This window comes from Marinobacter sp. C1S70 (assembly GCF_000475355.1).
In the GTDB taxonomy this organism is placed as follows: domain Bacteria; phylum Pseudomonadota; class Gammaproteobacteria; order Pseudomonadales; family Oleiphilaceae; genus Marinobacter; species Marinobacter nauticus.
This window is the reverse complement of the sequence record NZ_AXBW01000041.1, coordinates 16,224-33,020: the sequence shown is the minus strand read 5'-3', so window position 1 is coordinate 33,020 and position 16,797 is coordinate 16,224. Positions and strand designations below refer to the sequence as shown.

Here is a 16,797-nt window from a genome sequence, read left to right as displayed (position 1 = left end):
ACTTGCAAATAAAGCTGGTAACTTAATCCGTATACTTTATGTGCAATGTCGGAGGTACGGAACTTGACCAGCTTATCCCTTGACTCTCGTTCACTTAAATGGGTTAAACAAGGTCGCGGAAAGGGGTCAGGAAAAGACTACCAACCCTGGTTGACCGTCAGAGACCTGCCTTCTGCTGGACGATCTCACCGCATCTGGGGATTCCAGACTCAACGAACCCACCATCTGTTGTCAGACCTAGAGCTGGCGGCGTTCTTTCTGTTTGATTGGAATCCATCTGTCACTGATATCCGGGAGCAATACCCTCTCCGATTAGAGGATACCATTGAGCTTGCAGCGCAAGCGCGTATCCGTCATCCCGAAGTACGAGGACAAATTCAAGTCATGTCCACGGATTTTCTAGTGGACACTAATAAGCCTGAGCTTCCCAGAATGGCTATTCAGGTAAAAACCTCTTCAGATCTTTCTAATTCTAGAACCATCGAAAAACTGGAGCTTGAACGGCGTTATTGGGCGTTAAAGGAAGTTCCATGGTATTTGCTGACAGAAAAACAAATCCCCAAAACGGTTACAATGAATATTGCCTGGCTTTATCCCGCGCAGCTTGTTCTGGATGTACTCGAAAATACGCTGAATCTGGCAACACTCTATTTAAATTTCTTCTTACAGCACCCGACACTACAAATTTCTCAAGTCGCGATGATGCTTGATCAGGCTTATTCACTTGCGCCAGGAGAATCCCTGCAAAAAATTCGTTCACTATTGGCTCTGAGGGTTTTCTTGTTCGATATCAGAAAACCTTGGTCAGCCCTGACCGTGGGGGAGCTACGAGCGTCATCAGATATTTATTCATTGAGGGAACGTTATGCTGCGAATCAATGATGTTGTAATGTTTGAGGGAATTCGGTATCGCATTCTTGATGTTTCGGATATTCGATATACCTGGATTAATATTGATTCTGATAAAGCCTTTCCTGAGCGGATTCAAGTATCTGAGATTGAGGAAGCCATTCTCTCCGAGACCTTAAAAATAGTAGAGGATCCCTTCTCACATCTGGCTACACAACTTCCAGAACAAGGTTCGGTAACACAGCAAATCCGGGACAAGCGTATGGCCGTTATTGAGCCTTTAATACACCAACTGGATATCTATTATCGCAGCGGTCGAGGCGCACTGGTTCAGCAGGTTGTTACTGAATCTGGAACGGCCAAAAAAACAATATATGCCTATCTTCGCCAATATTGGCAGCGAGGTTGCACACCGAACGCGCTTTTGCCGGACTACGATAAATCAGGCGGGCGAGGAAAGAAACGTACAGCTTCAGGAAAAAAATTAGGGCGTCCGAGGAGTATAGCTCCAGGTACGGGCGCCATTGTAGATACTGGCGTTGAACGCATGTTTCGCATTGTACTTGATCGCCACTACCTGACGGAGAAGAATCATTCTCTACCCTATGCTCATCGACGCTTCGAAGACATGTTTGAAGCGGCTCATCCCGATGTACCGAAAGAGAACTTCCCGACAGTTGCTCAACTACGCTATTTCTACGAGCGGGAATATGTCCGGCCTGAACGTATCCGGCTGAGAGCCAATAAAATTGAATATCAAAAGGACATCAGACCGTTACAAGGAACAGCCACAACTGGGGTTCACGGTCCTGGTGCACGGTACGAGATCGACGCGACTATTGCCGATATCTATCTGCTTTCCGCTGACAGACAAAAAATTATTGGCCGACCAACTTTGTACGTGGTTGTCGATGTCTATAGCAGATTGATTGCAGGTTTCTATGTGGGATTTGAAAACCCCTCCTATGTGACGGCTATGTTGGCACTGGTCAACGCCATGATCGATAAATCTCAGATATGCCAGTCTTTCGGTTATGACATCGAGCCAGAGGATTGGCCGTCGATTGGACTGCCGGACGTCATTTTGGCTGATCGTGGTGAGTTGCTGGGCCATCAAATTGAATATCTGGAGCAGGCCTTTGGTGTTCGGATTGAAAATACACCACCTTATCGTGGGGATGCGAAGGGTATCGTTGAGCGGCATTTTCGTACTATTCAAGCAGACTTCAAGCCGTTTGCACCAGGAGTGGTTGCTGGAACCACCATCAAAAAGCGCGGCGGGAAAGATTATCGGTTGGATGCAACACTTACATTGGACGAATTCACTAAAATAATTATCGGCTCTATCCTGCATCGCAACCAGAGTTCGGTATTGGTCAAGTATGACCGCGATCCGGATATGCCGGATACACTCGCACCTGTACCAATTAATATCTGGCAATGGGGTATTCAAAATCGTAGCGGACGGCTACGTAACACATCGGAGTCGGCGCTGAAGCTGGCATTGTTGCCTCGTCAAAAAGTAACGCTTTCCGATTACGGTATTCAATGCTTCGGTGCGTTTTATACCTGTAGGGAGCTGCTGGCGTCTGGCTGGCTCCATAGAACCGGGCAACAGCGACCTGGCCCCTTTATGGCGGCGTATGACCCCGCGGTAACCGACATCATTTATGTCTTCCCAGATGCAACAAAATCAGATTATTGGGAGTGCTCGCTAACAGACCGCTCAAGGGAATTTAGGGGCCGGTCGATGTGGGAGTTATGGGACAGCCAGCAGCAACAACGAAAATCAACAGCAGCAGCTAAATTGAAAGAGAGGGAAAGCAAAAGATCGCTGGAAAATGTGATTCAGGAAACCATCCAAAACGCGGAAAAGTTACGTCCTTCCTACTTTGGTGAATCAAAAACAGGAACTTTGGCTGGCATCAATCAAAACCGACGGGAAGCCCGTGATCAGGAACGCCAGAAACGTCGAGCGGATAACAAGGCTACTGAGCCGAAACCCAAAGCAGATGTCAGGTATTTGACTGATCAGCCCGAAGATGGGGCTTTCCCAGATTTTCTGGATGACCTGTTTGGAGATGATGAATGACGTTACCCAAAGGCATGGTGCAGGCAATTTATAATGATACCGGGATCAGTCAGTACCAAGGAAACCCGCTCATTGAAGCTTTGCCGCCGATTCTGGACCGGCGTCAGCTAAAGGACGGGTTATCGGGTCAAATTACGTTTCGCCCAACCGACGTTTATCTTGATGGCCAGACCCGTATTCATGTCATATCTCAATTACTTGATAATTTTTTCCAGCCGCTATCCCGTCACATTGAACTGGAGTCAAAATTATCAGTCATGCTTCGACAAGGGTATGTTGGCAGAAATCTGGCGACAGGCGAACTGAATGCCCACATCCAGAATGGTTATGAGCGTGTCATGCAGGGGGATTTGGCTGTTTTCCGGTTCGAGCATGTGGAATCCACCGCTAAGAGTCTGGCTTTCATCGGTTGTTCTGGTTCAGGCAAGACAAGCTCATTGAACCGTATTCTGGCAACCTATCCCCAGTTGATATATCACGAAGCCTACAACTTCACGCAGATCGTTTTCCTTAAAATTGACTGCCCGCATGACGGTTCGTTGAAAAGCCTGTGTCATAACTTCTTTCGGGAAATTGACGCGGTACTCGCCACGAATTACGTACGTCGCTACGTGGAAAAACGACATAGCGTAGAAACCTTGATTGCGGTAATGGCACACATTGCCAACACCCACGCAATTGGACTGTTAGTGATTGATGAAATCCAGCATCTGAGTGTTAAGAACTCAGGAGGTGCCGAGCGCATGCTCAATTTCTTTGTCACACTGGTTAATGAAATTTCGGTCCCGGTTGTCATGGTGGGGACACCAAAGGCCAGATCTGTCTTTGAACTGGATTTGCGGTCCGCTCGCCGTGGTGCAGGTTTTGGTTCAATACTATGGGAGCCTTTAAGCAAGCCCTCAGGCGAGCAGGAGGTATCCCGTACCGAGTGGGGAGCCTTCACTGGCCGTTTGTGGAAGTATCAATGGCTGACTAAAGCATCCCCTGAAGTGACCGATGAGATTAGAGATACTTGGTACGAGCTTTCACAAGGCATTATGGATGTCGTCATCAAGTTGTTTGTTCTGTCACAGATCCGGGCTGTTGTCACCGGAATTGAGCGCATTACCCCCACCTTGATGCGAAAGGTATATCAGGATGAGCTAAAACCTATCCACCCCATGATTGATGCGTTACGGTCGGGTGATGTAACAAAAATAGCGCGTTACTCAGATCTGACTATCCCCGACGTAGATAGAAAAATACTGGAGCTGGGACACCTGCTGCGCTCTAACCAGGAAAGCATTGATACCGTAGTCAAGTATGGGGGTAATGAACAAGCTGTTCGTTTGCACAATATGCTGGTTGATATGGGGTATGCCTCTGAGCTGCTTGAACCTCTGATCAACAGAGCGTTTGAGGATCACCCGGGCCTTGTGATGAAGGACCTTATGCCGCTGATCCTCTCTTGGTATCAGAATGCAGAGATAGAAGAACCAGCGTCAACCACACCCAAACTTAAGGCTGTGAGGAAAGCTGACTGGCATACCCTGGATTCAGAAGACTTGCGCTTCCTATTCTCTCAGTCCGCAAACGAAGAAACCTTCCAGGAATCACTTGGCCGCAACGGCCTGTTTTTTGATGCCCAGGACTGGGTTAATTCCTTTGGGTGATGGCTGTGTTAAATTTTCCTATACCTTACACAGAGGAGTTGATGTATAGCACCGTGGCCAGAGCAGGTGTCCGGCAAGGGCTGACCAGCCCAAAGCAACTGTTGGATGATGTCTTCGAATCTCGCAGTATTATCGCAACGATAGACTTACCCAACCATCTTGCAACGCTCTCTCGCTGGCTTCCAGAGGAGTTTACACCTGATAGGTTGATCTATAGTCATAGCTTATTTCCGCTTTACGCACCTTTTGTACCAGAGGCTCGACGGCTTCAGTGCATGAATTGGTTGTACCAGGGTACTCAGGGTGCCGCTCATCTGGCATTAGGGGTTGCCGCCTCTCGCATTAAATCCCCGCGTTTTGTCAGGTACTGTCCCGGTTGCATAGCCGCTCAACGTGAACAATATGGTGAGTATTTTTGGCGACGAGAATGGCAGGTTGCCGGGGTGGAATCGTGCCCTGAACACGGTGTGCTGATGGATACGCGGATTGCTCGCCCCTTGATTGAACGTCATCGCTTTATCGCTGCGGCACCTGAACACTGTCATGTGAGTAAACAGCAAAAGGGAATGGGAATATCTGACTGGATAACCACTCAGGTGCGACGGTTGTTAGTTCGGCCTGCTCAAGCATCACCCAGCTTTGAGCAATGGACAGAGCATTATCGCAGCCTTGCTTATCGACTGGGTTTTTACCGGGGAAAAGCTCAAGTTGACCACTCGGCGATAAAAAATAAGGTATTAAAGGTGTGGCCTGCCGCTTGGTTAATCCTAAACCGTCTGATGCCTCTCAGTTCCGATATTGATGACTCAGACTGGCTGAAAGCAATCTTCCGCAAGCATCGAAAAAGTTTCAATTATCTTCAGCATATTGTTGTTCATCAGGCATTGCTGGATAGCCGCTGGCAGATAGACGATGTACTTGATGAAGTAAGCCGGAAACCAACACGTAAAACGCCACAACAAGTTAAGGTTGTGATGCAACAGTCGAGCAGTCAAACGCCAGATCAGGAAGCTTGGCTCGAATTGTTGTCATCTCGTCAACCCCTTCAAGCCAGAAAAACATCACCAGCCTTGTATGCCAGACTTTATCGAAGTCATCGCGACTGGCTGTTGGACGTTAACCATCGTTATGCACAAGACAAGGCAAACCATAACGTACCACGTATTGATTGGGACAAACGGGATCGGGAATATCTGCAAGCACTTCGACAACTGGCTACGTTTTTGAATGCAAATCAACAAGGACCCAGGCGCTCAAGAACCAACTACCTTAAGTTGCTTGGCAATCTCTCAACCCTTGAGAAAAACCTCCATCAACTGCCACGGACTTCGGCATTTTTGGTGGCTAATTCGGAAAGTGTCCCCCAGTACCAGATCCGACGTTTGCAAAATGCCTATGACGATTTACGGGTTCTCTTTGACTCTCCGCCAAGGTGGCGATTGTTGCGAAACGCCGGATTGAGTGAAGAACGAATGATGGAGCCTGCCAGGCAGTATTTGGAAAATTTAGTGGATACGGAACATGAAGTTCAAAGGTGTAGAAAATAACAGTGTTATCCGAGAGATTGGCTCTTTATTTCGCCGCCATGATGGCCCTGATTGGCACATTAATGTCAAATTGGCACCAGGCCAAAAGAAACAATATTTTGGTGTCTCTCAAATTCCGGTCTTAGCAAGACGCAGGGTGGTCAATGCAAGCGAACAACCACGCCCTGCCGGATTCCAGTCCCGTATTGTGATAGAAAATACTCGTCATTGGCGTACTGAACCTATCGAAGCCTGTCCAATTCCGGTGGTAAATCGGCAGGATGATGGACAGCAATGGTGCTTTAATTTTGAATTTGGTGGAACGCAGTATTATCTTCCTCAGCTCGAATTAGCGCGAGTGCTGTTCTTCCACCACGCCTATATAACGCGTTTAGCTTTGATCCCCAACGGACTCTCTCAGGAGTTTGATGTCCAGCGCTTAGATAAGTTGAGCAAAGCGCTCATCAATATTCTACCAATCTGCACGCTACCGCTGTACGTCAGAGGTGACTATGCATTAAGACGTTTGTTAGCTTGGATCTTATTGGATGATGATGTGCGGCAATCTTTTGAAAGTATTGTCCGTTACCAACTTCAGAACGGTTATGACACAGACAAATACCGTCTGTGGCGTTTTCAGTTTGAACCACCGAAGCTCTCAGGTGCTGAGCTGACACTTCGAGGTCATTTCGATCAGGAGCGAAAAGCGTTTTTTGTGTATGAGATTTATGGTGTTTCTAATCTAACCGGTGATTGTCCCGCCTATGTCGATTTTATCGATCCCCGATTCGCTGAGAGGCGAGCAGGCCAGGGGTATGCTGTTCGACCGGGCCCGCAATCCGGCCCAGAATTGGAAATTGATGACGAACAAGAGCCAGATACTGATCAAACAGAAATCCGGATTGAAACGCCAGCCGTCGCATTTGAGTTTGCTAATCCCATTCGGACAACTCGCATAGGTAAGGGAAAAGGACAGACTGGCTGTTTGGGCCAGGAGGGCGACTCGTCAGACTCTCCAGAAAATACTGGCTTTGAAGTAAGTACGGATGAGGCCAGTACTCACGGTACATTACCTTCAGCAGATTATGATGGCATGGAAGACAAGAGCGACGACGCACATCTCTATGCGGATAAATTTGAAGCCTTTAACGCTATGGTGCTGCAATTGGTTGGCATGTCGGGTTACCGCCACATCCACAGGGAAATCCGAAAGCTTCCCACTATTGATGGTTACTCCAAACACTTGCTTGCAGATGGTAACCCACGTTGTCTGGCTTTTCATCGAATTGAAAAGGATGGTCAAGAGTACGCATTGATAGAAGTGGATACTTCCGATAATAAGAACAGACTATCGACACTCCTGTTGAAGCCGCATGTCCAATTTGATTGGGAACGCACTCTTCGAGAGTTGGAAATCAGGTTATTAAAAAAATCACTGGCATGGCCTACAGCGCTAATCAAAAAGCTCTTTAGTGATAGATATAAGCGTGTGCCTCATCCAAAATCATCATCTGAAAATAAAGGATTCCTTGAAAATGAGTCAATTAAACATTGGGCTGAGCGAGTTTATAAGGAGATTAGATTATCGTAACATAACTGTTTTAACAATATAGCAATCGAGAAGCTTATTATCCTAGACTATGATACTAGCCTAAGTTAATAGTGTAGCCGATATAGTTGAGATAGATATGGGGATGAGCCTGAATTTGGCGAGGAGTGAAGTTACCCATTATGAGCATCGGTAACTTTTAAGTAACGCTAGCCAGCCTTGGGCTGGCTAGCGGAAAAGCTTCTGTTTGTGCCACTACATAAAGGGAAGCTGTTTTTCTTCTCCTATTTGAGTGATCCCCAATGACGCCAAAAATCCAAATAGTAACGAACAGACCAGCAGTGACAAGGTAAACCAAAACATAACAACCTTTCTGTTAGCCCCAATGGCAATTGCAAATGCACCAGCGGCATGGATACCAATCAAAAATGGCCCCAGAAAAGCCAAGCCTGGAACACCAAATTTTTCCATAATTACATGTTTACGATCCATTATGTCGGGGGCAGCTTGCTCAGTTTCGGGTTTATTTCGCCAACGCTTCATAAATAACTTAACTTTTTCACTGGCATAAATTATGGGTAACAGCGAAAGCAAATTTCCGAAAAAGCCTGCAAGTGCAGACGGAAACCATGGTAACCCAGCAATAACACCCAATGGGACGGCAATCCAAACTTCGAGCACCGGAATTGCCGCCCCCACAAAGACACTGATATAGAGTAATAAGTCATTCATTTAGATTGCCCTTGCTGCTTTTTTTGTGAAGAACAAAACATATAAGCTTGGCACAACGATAAAGGATGCAATGGTGCCTGAAATAAGGCCGCCCAATATCACAACGTTAAACGAGCGCCATAGCGGATCATTGGCGATAAGCAAAGGAAGCAGCCCTAAAATAGTGGTTATTTGTGTCAACATAATAGGGCGAAACCGTTGCATTAAAGCTGATTTGAGTGATTCAAGTTCAGATTTTCCTGCGTCTTTCTCGATATCAATTTGTTCGATAATTAGCATCGCATTCGACACAATAATGCCTATCAGGGCGAATATCGCTAAATTCGCCATAAAATCGAAAGGCAGCCTGAAAATGATCAGTGCTAAAAGTAACCCAATGGCACAGAAGGGTATACTTAGTACAATGATCGCCACCTTACGAAACGAGTTGTACTTGTGGATGAATAAAATGATCATCATAAGTACACAAAGTGGTAGGAAAGCAAAAATAGCTTCTGCGGTGACCTCGCTCTCCTCAATCTCTCCGCCAAACTCGATTTGCACTTTGCCGGTATTGCGAACCTGCTCCAACGTTTCTGCTATGTTGGAAACCAACTCTTTAGAGGTCATCGCCGGATTAAGCGCTGTCACCGTCAGAGTTGGCCGCAAGTTTCTTTTCTTCACAATCGACGGATGAAACTCTGTGTCAGCGCGAGCAATTTCTGATAAATAAACGGTTTTATCAGAAGATTGTGAGAAAATCTGAATATTATTTAACTGCGACAGTGACGCGTTATCTGTTGGCATTGCCAGCATAATAGGCAGCAAGAACTCTCCTTCCCGAAGCTCAGATGTACTCTCTCCGAGAGTATTTTTCCTAAGAGCGGAAAAAATGTCTCCTCGTGTGACTCCGGCATAGCTTGCTGCGGCTTGGTCTACATTTACCACCAAGCTGGGGATAGGTTGTTCCCAGTCCTGCTTGATGTTAATGGTTCCATCTACTTTGCTAAGCGCCTCTTGAATCGTTGCAGCAGCCTGTAATAAATTACTATGGTTGTTGCCGATGATTCTAATGGCTGCTTCGCCTGGAGGCGTGGAGCCCATGAAAAACGGGTTAATCCCGAGCTTGGCATAGGGGAAAACAGGAGGCATCTCAGCCCTAAGTTGGCTTACAAAAGCCGCAACATTGGTTTCTTTACTAAGATTGATAACAAAGTAAGCGGTATGCGGAGCCGGATCTGGCGGATTCAGGCCTAGGATAAAGCGTGGCCCCCCTTCACTAACATACGCAGTAGCGCCTGTAATCTGCGGAAAACGTTGTTCCTCTGCAAGCCATCGCGTCATTTCTTGTGCAACTTCAGCTGTGCGGTTTGCAGGCGTACCTGCTGGGAGCTCAAGGGATATTTGCATTTGTGAGCGTTCCGACGGTGGAAAGAATGCCTCTGGAATAGTCGCAGATAAAAATAACGATAGGATCAGGCTTGCTGTCGCACCTGCTAAAAATGCTTTTGGCCAGCTAATGACTTTGTCCCAAAAGCGAGACATGATCATCATTAAGCGCGAGAGCTCACTTTGCTCAGAAGTGTTTTTACCTTTTCTTATAGACCACTGCGCCAAAATCGGCACCAGCATAATGGCAACAAACCAGGAAATGATCAGCATGACGCCAATAACGATGGTTAGCGTCTGCATATAAATCGCAGTGATATTATCGGTGAACATAGGTGGGGCGAATGCCAGGATAACCGTTAGGCTAGCAATCAGCATTGGCGTACCCAGTGTCTTTCCGGCGTGTAAGGCTGCTGATTTACCAGACTCACCTTGATTAATACGTTTTGAGATATCCTCAACAATCACCATCGGGTTATCAACCAAGATCCCAAGTGCAATGATAAACGAGGCGATACTCACCTCATTAAGCTCAACACCAAGCACTCGTAAAACGACTAATGTCATAATCCCTGTAATGGGCACGGCTAATCCCACCAGTGAACCAGCGCGTAAACCCAAGGCGATAACAGTGACTACAGTCACGACTAGGATCGTCTCCAAAAGAGTTGAAATCATTTTAGATATGACTTGATTAACAACTTCACCTTGGTCGGTGATGATTTTCAATTGAAAGCCAGCAGGTAAATCATGTTCCCATTTTGCTATTTGTGTACGAAGGCGATCATTGAAATCGACCATATTTACGCCGGGCGTCATATAGCCAGCAAGAACAATCGCCTGTCCCCCGTTTAAATAGGCGGCGGTATTAAGCGGTTGTGCTGTCGTCCTTATCACATCAGCTAGCGTGTCAAGTGGTAACTGACTGCCATCTTGCAGCACAATAGGTATCGCTTTAATATCTTCAATAGAGTTATAGCTCCCTCTGACATAAATACGACTCTCTTGGTCGCTAAAATTCACTCTGGCAATATCATCAAACGTATTGTTTTTATGTAATTGCAGGTAGATATCATTAGGCTTTATCGAAAATTTCGACGCAGCAAACGGTTTAAGATTGATGTTCACTTGCTCCTCAGTAACGCCATGCAAGGTGACTTTATCCATACCTGGGATATCGTAAAGAAAATCCCGCAACTCACTGGCTTTATTTCTAAGTTGTTCAAACGTGTGATTGGGGGCACTGAGTGCAACAGTCATTACGGCAACAGCATCATAACTATCGTTAACAAAAGGCCCAGATACACCCTCGGGAAGTGAGTTCTGCACATCCTGCATTTTCGCTCTGACTCTAAGCCATGATTGCGCGTAGTCTGGTGTTCCGTCCTTAATTTCCAAAGAGATATGGATCTCTCCAGCACGAATAGACGTGGTGATATTTTTAGTTTCTTCCAGTTCACGCAAAGCACGTTCAACCGGGCGCGCCAATAGCGATTCCGTTTGATAAATATCTAAACCAGGGTGATAAGCGGTAATCACAGTGACATTTATCGGGAGTGTGGGCTCCTCTTGTGACGGGTAATTCGGGTATAACGCCAACCCTATGCTCGTAAGCATAAAAAACAGAAAGAGCACTAAACGGCTGTTAGCAAGTGAGAAGTTGGTAATGGACATTAACGCGTCTCCCCTAAAACACGAACCTGTTGCCCATCACTGATAAAGGCTGCTCCGGCTGCTACGTATCTCTCTCCGAGTTCCAACTCAGCATTAATAATGTAGCCTGACGGTTGAATATCGACAATTTGTACAGGTTTTTTACTAACGGTATTGGACTCACCGTTAAAGGAGTAGAGGAAAGCGCTGTTACTTGTTGCTTCAATATAAACTGCGCCGTGAGGAACCAAGAGAACGTTTTCACTATTTTTCAGACGATAGTTCACTGCAACCACGAGACCTGGCGGTAAAAAATTTCCCTCTGGCACTTGTATACGCAGTTTAACAGGCAAGCTCAAGCCATTACTTGCGCGCTCTGCAATATGAGACAACTCAGCCTCAAAAGACGCCCCTTGATGACTAATACTGATAATCTGTTCATTTGTAGAACGTAGAGCATTTGCCAAAGGTACGGGGATTGATGATTCAACAATAAGTTGCGCTGAACTGTCGAAAGTAAATATGACCTGATTCTGAGCCACCTCTTCAAAGGGTTCCACTTGTCTGGTAGAGACAACACCATCATAGGGGGCTTTTATTACTGCTTGAGAAAGTTCTCTTTCTGTGAGTCTGACTCGGCTTTGTGCTTCACGCACAGAGGCTTGAGCTGTTAAGAAAAGTGTTCTTGCCGCCTCTAAATCTTGCTGGGAAACTGCGTTATTTGATTTGAGATGATTAAGCCGTTCATAGTTTGCTTGGTGTTCTTCAAGCGCGATCTGCGCTTTTGAGGCTTCAGAGCGGGCGTTATCAACTGCTAGTTGATAAGGCTCCAAATCCAGTGTTGCCATGATATCGCCCGCTTTTAACCGGCTACCAATATCCACCTGCACCTTTTGCACTTTGCCAGGAACGCCAAACGAGAGCTGCGCTCTGCTCTCTGTTTGTGTTATTCCAGAAAAGCGAGATTCTTGGTAATGCGCGTTTGCACCCACTTCGTTGAGTGTTACCACTCGAATGTTCTGTTCAGTGGGCTCAGGTATACTTTCACTGCTACAACCCTGTAATAAGACAAGTAGGCAAACTAATGCATATTTACTAAATTTCCTTAATAATATAACTGATCGTTCGAGTATATAAAATGGCGAACTCATAACAAACCCTCTTGAGGTATGGCTTAAATATTAATTACTTTTTTGGTGTAAGAAGGGTCTGAACAAGCTGACGTAAAAGTTCACGCGAATACTCGATATCCGCAGTCGCTATCTGGCAGGACAAACCATCAATGTAGGCAAAGATATAGTGTGTTATTTGCTCGGGTGTGAGCAAATAACTTGTCTCATCTTTATCCTGTAATTTCTTGATCATGGTACAACAGGTGTCAAAGAGCTCTTGACCTGAATCCTGTACCGCTTTCTTAATTTCTGGGTTTCTGGATGACTCTGCGAGGATCTCCAGATACATAATAGTTCCTATTTTATCGCCTGTGAGATAGGCCTCTTGCTCCAAAGCATCCATGAAATCACTAGCGCTCTCAATTCTTCTCAAAGCATCGAGATCTCTGGAAGAATAGCGCTTGGCGATTTCCAGAATGAGTTCATTTTTTGAGGCAAAGTATTGATAGAAACTTGCCTGGCTGACTTTTGCAGCACGGGATATTTCTGCCATGCCTGCACCATGAAAGCCCTTTTTAACAAAGCATTGGACGGCAGCATCAAGGATAGCTTCGATTTTGGCCTCTCGAGCCGCGTAATTCACTGGACGACCTAAATTAGACATAAAAGCACCATTTACTTTAGTGATCGGTCAATTATATAAATAGAAGTGATTCGTGTCAACTGATATCGGGTGACGTAGAAGTGGATTTTTCTGAATGTTACTATCTTTATTATTTTTATAAAAATAGCTTTAGGGTTTTACGGGCAATCTGTTACCAACTTTATTAATTTGCAAAGGCTATTATCTTATTGATTAATAGGCTTCGGAGAGCAGTAAGTTTCTAACTTTATTTGATTACCACAGTTTGAAAAGCCCGTTGCGCGCATCAGCCAGCGGGCTTTTTTCGTTCTCTCGGTGTTTTAAACGATTTCACAAATTAGATGCACTGTGTAACCAAGTGGTACTGGCTGAAAATCGCGCCCGCCACTATGATGCCTGTCCAAATTATGATCAACAGGATGGGTGTTTCCGATGAATGATCGTCTCCGATCAATGTTAGGCCTGGCCATTCTCCTCCTCATTACCTTCGGCTCGGCCTCTGCCCAGACGCTCGAAATTACCGATGGAAAGGAGACTCTGGTGCTGGATCGGGCACTGTTGGAGAGTTTTCCACAGTCAGTCATCGAGACCACCAGTCCTTACTACGACGGTACCGCCGAGTTCTCCGGCCCAACGCTGGCAAGGGTCATCGAGCATTTTGGCAGCACCGGGGCCAACGAGGTCACTCTGGTGGCTCTGAATGGCTACAAGGTGTCAGGGTCCATGAAGGAACTGATGAGCCTGGACGCCATTGTGTCCACCCGCCAGAACGGCGAGCCGATGAGCATCCGCCAGCGTGGTCCCTACTGGATCATGTTGCCGTTATCGGAGCGGCCTGAGCTGGACAGTGAGGATTTCCACCGTTACATGGTCTGGCAGCTCAACCGGATTGAACTCACGCAGGAATGAACAGCCAATCTGTTCTGGCGGGACTCTTCTCCCGCATCACCGTGGTCCTGTTGTTCTCCGTGGTGGGTGTCTTGCTGTCCGCCAGTTTTTACACCTATCTCCAGGATCGCAAACTGCAGAGTGTCTCGCTCAGTGCCCTGAGAATGGCGTCGTGGAACCTGGTTCGTCTCGGCAGCGAAGCAAGCGCCCTGGATAGGGAGTTGTCGCTGCTTGATCGCGGTGTCGGCGAGCCTGCTCAGGTTACCCTGAGGTACGACGTTCTCTGGAGCCGCTACGATTACCTCCTGACCAGCAAGGAGTCTGCGCCCACCCGAGAACACGACAACAATGCGGCTCGCCTGCAGGATCTGTTCACCCGTTTGCAGGCGCTGGAGGACCCTCTTACCCGACGCCTCGCCGGAGACCCTACCGGCTGGTCTGACGCCATGGCGGCATGGCATCGGCAGTGGCAGGACGTTATGCAGCTGGTTACCGATAACTTTGTGGGCGATGAAACCAGTCGGTTGATGAGCAGCGTGGAAGCCTCCCGGGACAGGCTGGCCAAGCTCCGGATACTGACACTGGTCGCCTTGGCGGTAGTTTTCGGCTATCTGGCGCTGGGAATGGCATTCCTGCGTAAGCAGTCAAAGACCGATCCGGTCACCGGGTTGCCCAACAGCCATTATTTGCATTCCCTCGGAGGCGTGGACCCTCGCGTCAGCATCATTACCTGCGCCATTCAGAAATACACGCTGGTGCTCAGTGAATATGGCCAGGAGGGCGCAACTTCGCTTACCCAGGCATTTGCTCGTAAACTCCAGCGCGAATTGTCGTCTGATGATCAGCTCATCCAGGTGTCGGCCAGTGAGTTTGTGATTCTACTGGCGCCCCTGGAGCCCGAGTTCGTTGAGTCTTCGGTCTACCAGCTGGTGTCTGCGACCCGCTTTGACTGGCGGATTGGCGATTCCGTCTGGCATGCCTCAGCCGTTTTCGGCGTGGCGCCGCCCTGCGCCGGAAAAGCAGGTGACTGGCAGATCCGCTATCAGCAGGCGCATCGTGCATTGGTCCAGGCCTCGGAGGAAAACCAGTCCTATTTCATTGACGGAGAAGCTCTGCGCCGGCGGATACTGGAAGAACGCCAGATTCACGCAGGTCTGCTCAGCCTGTTTAATGAGGAACCTGGTACGTTGATACTCCGGCTGGTCTATCAGCCCATCGTCAGTGCGTCCGACGTGAACCTTGTAACCGGGGCCGAAGTCCTGTTGCGCTGCGAACACGACAGCCTGGGATTCATCCCGCCCAATCGCGTGGTAGAGCTCTGCGAGCGCTATGGTCTGGGGGAACAGCTGGGTTGTTGGCTGTTCCGCAGGGTTGCCGCGGAAACCCGGCAGCTGTATTCCGGGCTCCGGTATACCGGCAACCTCTCGATCAACCTCAACCCAGCCATGTTGTCCATGAAGCTGATCGGAAACGTTGAACGGCTACTGCTCGAGCCCGGTATCCCCGCGGCGGCCTTATGCATGGAGATTACCGAGGACAACGCGGCTCTGGAGTTTGGCAACATCAATGATGTGATTGAAGCGTTGCATGGTCTCGGCATTACCTTTGCCCTGGACGATTTCGGCACCGGCCACTCGTCCCTGGAATACGTCCGGGAGCTCAAGGTCGACAGGCTGAAGATCGACCGTTGCTTCGTTGAGGGCATTGAGCTGGATGCCAACAAAGCCAGGTTCCTGGCATCCATTGTGTCGATGGCCAACCAGGCGTTCATGAAGAGCGTGATTGAGGGGGTGGAGAACGAGTCCCAATGGCAGCAAGTGGAGTCATTCGGGGATGTTCTGGTGCAGGGCTACTACGCTCACAAGCCGATGTCATTCAACGACTATCTGGGTTTGCTTCTGGATGCCAAAACGCGCTGGCCCACCCCGGATTCCGCTCGGGCAATTGCGGAGGTCCGGGTATGAAGCTGTCACTGCGAGTCCAGGCGGTCATTGGTATCGGCACCATTGAAGTAGCGATACTGGTGGTTCTGTTGTACTCCGTATTCCACTTCATGGATGGCTCTATCCACCAGGAGGTGGATCGCCGTGCTCAATCCATCGCCCGGGTATTGGCAGCCAATGCCGTTGATAACCTGCTGCTTGGCAATCGAGTGGGACTGCAGGATCTGGTCAGCGCCACTGCGCGTGCTGATGGCATCGAATTCGCCCGTATTCTGGATTACGAGGGCCGGCTGTTGGTGGAAGCGGGCTCTCCCGAGAGCTTGAAGCAGCCGTTCGAGCGTTCCCGCAGAGCCGAAGCACTTCCGGACCTTTACATGGCGAAGGCGGTGATTACCCAGGCGGGACTGGGTTATGGGTCGGTGGAAATCGGACTGGATTTATCCGGCCAGAAACGGGCCATGGCCGGAGCTAAGCGGAACAGCGTGATGATCGCCGGGCTTGAGGTGCTGACGGCCGCGCTGTTCTCCATGCTTGCCGGTCATTACCTGGTCCGGCGCCTACGCCGGATTCGTCGTTTTCTGAAGTCCGTGAACCAGGGGGATTACCTGCAACGCCTGGATGACCACGGAACCGATGAGGTATCCGACATTGCTGCCGAGATTGATCAGCTTGCGGATCGGTTGGTCTGGGAGAGAAGTACGCGGGACGCGCGCATTCATGAGCTTGAAGTACAGAACGAGCTGCTGCAGACCAAGCTGGCAGAACAGCTCCGAAAAGGTTGAAGGCAGAG

At 48.2% G+C, this 16,797-nt stretch carries 12 protein-coding genes; 8 read left to right on the top strand and 4 right to left on the bottom strand.

Annotation, left to right across the window (positions count from 1 at the left end; translation table 11 throughout):
* Positions 1–63: 63 nt before the first annotated feature.
* The 5 genes from Q669_RS13050 to Q669_RS13030 are packed head-to-tail and all read left to right on the top strand — an operon-like array spanning position 64 to position 7,710.
* Positions 64–882 (top strand): TnsA endonuclease N-terminal domain-containing protein, encoded by an 819-nt coding sequence (locus Q669_RS13050; RefSeq protein WP_200861804.1) that lies wholly within the window; start codon positions 64–66, stop codon positions 880–882.
* Positions 866–2,941 (top strand): integrase catalytic domain-containing protein, encoded by a 2,076-nt coding sequence (locus Q669_RS13045; RefSeq protein WP_022992606.1) that lies wholly within the window; start codon positions 866–868, stop codon positions 2,939–2,941. Before Q669_RS13050 ends, Q669_RS13045 begins: the two co-directional genes overlap by 17 nt.
* The gene (locus tag Q669_RS13040; RefSeq protein ID WP_022992605.1) at positions 2,938–4,593 is read left to right on the top strand and encodes an AAA family ATPase; all 1,656 of its coding nucleotides are present in this window, start codon (positions 2,938–2,940) and stop codon (positions 4,591–4,593) included. The genes Q669_RS13045 and Q669_RS13040 overlap by 4 nt, the downstream gene beginning before the upstream one ends.
* Entirely contained in the window at positions 4,593–6,140 is a 1,548-nt protein-coding gene (locus Q669_RS19360) for a TnsD family Tn7-like transposition protein (RefSeq protein ID WP_022992604.1), read from the top strand. Before Q669_RS13040 ends, Q669_RS19360 begins: the two co-directional genes overlap by 1 nt.
* Positions 6,115–7,710 (top strand): Tn7-like element transposition protein TnsE, encoded by a 1,596-nt coding sequence (locus Q669_RS13030; protein WP_036149710.1) that lies wholly within the window; start codon positions 6,115–6,117, stop codon positions 7,708–7,710. Before Q669_RS19360 ends, Q669_RS13030 begins: the two co-directional genes overlap by 26 nt.
* 213 nt (positions 7,711–7,923) lie before the next feature.
* Here Q669_RS13030 and Q669_RS13025 read toward each other — a convergent pair whose 3' ends face one another.
* Genes Q669_RS13025 through Q669_RS19110 form a run of 4 tightly spaced genes read right to left on the bottom strand, consistent with a single transcriptional unit; the run spans position 7,924 to position 13,197 of the window.
* Positions 7,924–8,400 (bottom strand): small multi-drug export protein, encoded by a 477-nt coding sequence (locus tag Q669_RS13025; RefSeq protein WP_022992602.1) that lies wholly within the window; start codon positions 8,398–8,400, stop codon positions 7,924–7,926.
* Positions 8,401–11,442: an efflux RND transporter permease subunit gene (locus tag Q669_RS13020; RefSeq protein WP_022992601.1), complete on the bottom strand. Its 3,042-nt coding sequence runs from the start codon at positions 11,440–11,442 to the stop codon at positions 8,401–8,403. It lies immediately after the preceding gene.
* On the bottom strand, positions 11,442–12,572 hold the full coding sequence (locus Q669_RS13015) for an efflux RND transporter periplasmic adaptor subunit (protein ID WP_028867968.1): 1,131 nt from the start codon (positions 12,570–12,572) through the stop codon (positions 11,442–11,444). The genes Q669_RS13020 and Q669_RS13015 overlap by 1 nt, the downstream gene beginning before the upstream one ends.
* Before the next feature lie 34 nt (positions 12,573–12,606).
* Positions 12,607–13,197, bottom strand: coding sequence for a TetR/AcrR family transcriptional regulator (locus tag Q669_RS19110; protein WP_022992599.1), 591 nt, complete (start codon positions 13,195–13,197; stop codon positions 12,607–12,609).
* A 411-nt stretch (positions 13,198–13,608) separates the two neighbouring features.
* On the opposite strand from Q669_RS19110, the gene Q669_RS13005 reads away from it, so the two are divergent.
* Genes Q669_RS13005 through Q669_RS12995 form a run of 3 tightly spaced genes read left to right on the top strand, consistent with a single transcriptional unit; the run spans position 13,609 to position 16,789 of the window.
* Positions 13,609–14,085 (top strand): molybdopterin-dependent oxidoreductase, encoded by a 477-nt coding sequence (locus tag Q669_RS13005; RefSeq protein WP_223268740.1) that lies wholly within the window; start codon positions 13,609–13,611, stop codon positions 14,083–14,085.
* On the top strand, positions 14,082–16,028 hold the full coding sequence (locus Q669_RS13000) for a bifunctional diguanylate cyclase/phosphodiesterase (RefSeq protein WP_022992597.1): 1,947 nt from the start codon (positions 14,082–14,084) through the stop codon (positions 16,026–16,028). Before Q669_RS13005 ends, Q669_RS13000 begins: the two co-directional genes overlap by 4 nt.
* The gene (locus Q669_RS12995) at positions 16,025–16,789 is read left to right on the top strand and encodes a HAMP domain-containing protein (RefSeq protein ID WP_022992596.1); all 765 of its coding nucleotides are present in this window, start codon (positions 16,025–16,027) and stop codon (positions 16,787–16,789) included. The genes Q669_RS13000 and Q669_RS12995 overlap by 4 nt, the downstream gene beginning before the upstream one ends.
* Positions 16,790–16,797 lie beyond the last annotated feature (8 nt).

What these genes read in the sequence shown, in the direction of transcription:
- Q669_RS13030 (WP_036149710.1), top strand. Translation starts at nt 6,115, where the DNA reads ATGAAGTTCAAAGGTGTAGAAAATAACAGTGTTATCCGAGAGATTGGC.
- Q669_RS13040 (WP_022992605.1), top strand. Translation starts at nt 2,938, where the DNA reads ATGACGTTACCCAAAGGCATGGTGCAGGCAATTTATAATGATACCGGG.
- Q669_RS13020 (WP_022992601.1), bottom strand. Translation starts at nt 11,442, where the DNA reads ATGTCCATTACCAACTTCTCACTTGCTAACAGCCGTTTAGTGCTCTTT.
- Q669_RS13025 (WP_022992602.1), bottom strand. Translation starts at nt 8,400, where the DNA reads ATGAATGACTTATTACTCTATATCAGTGTCTTTGTGGGGGCGGCAATT.
- Q669_RS12995 (WP_022992596.1), top strand. Translation starts at nt 16,025, where the DNA reads ATGAAGCTGTCACTGCGAGTCCAGGCGGTCATTGGTATCGGCACCATT.
- Q669_RS13015 (WP_028867968.1), bottom strand. Translation starts at nt 12,572, where the DNA reads ATGAGTTCGCCATTTTATATACTCGAACGATCAGTTATATTATTAAGG.
- Q669_RS13000 (WP_022992597.1), top strand. Translation starts at nt 14,082, where the DNA reads ATGAACAGCCAATCTGTTCTGGCGGGACTCTTCTCCCGCATCACCGTG.
- Q669_RS13005 (WP_223268740.1), top strand. Translation starts at nt 13,609, where the DNA reads ATGAATGATCGTCTCCGATCAATGTTAGGCCTGGCCATTCTCCTCCTC.
- Q669_RS13045 (WP_022992606.1), top strand. Translation starts at nt 866, where the DNA reads ATGCTGCGAATCAATGATGTTGTAATGTTTGAGGGAATTCGGTATCGC.
- Q669_RS19110 (WP_022992599.1), bottom strand. Translation starts at nt 13,197, where the DNA reads ATGTCTAATTTAGGTCGTCCAGTGAATTACGCGGCTCGAGAGGCCAAA.
- Q669_RS19360 (WP_022992604.1), top strand. Translation starts at nt 4,593, where the DNA reads ATGGCTGTGTTAAATTTTCCTATACCTTACACAGAGGAGTTGATGTAT.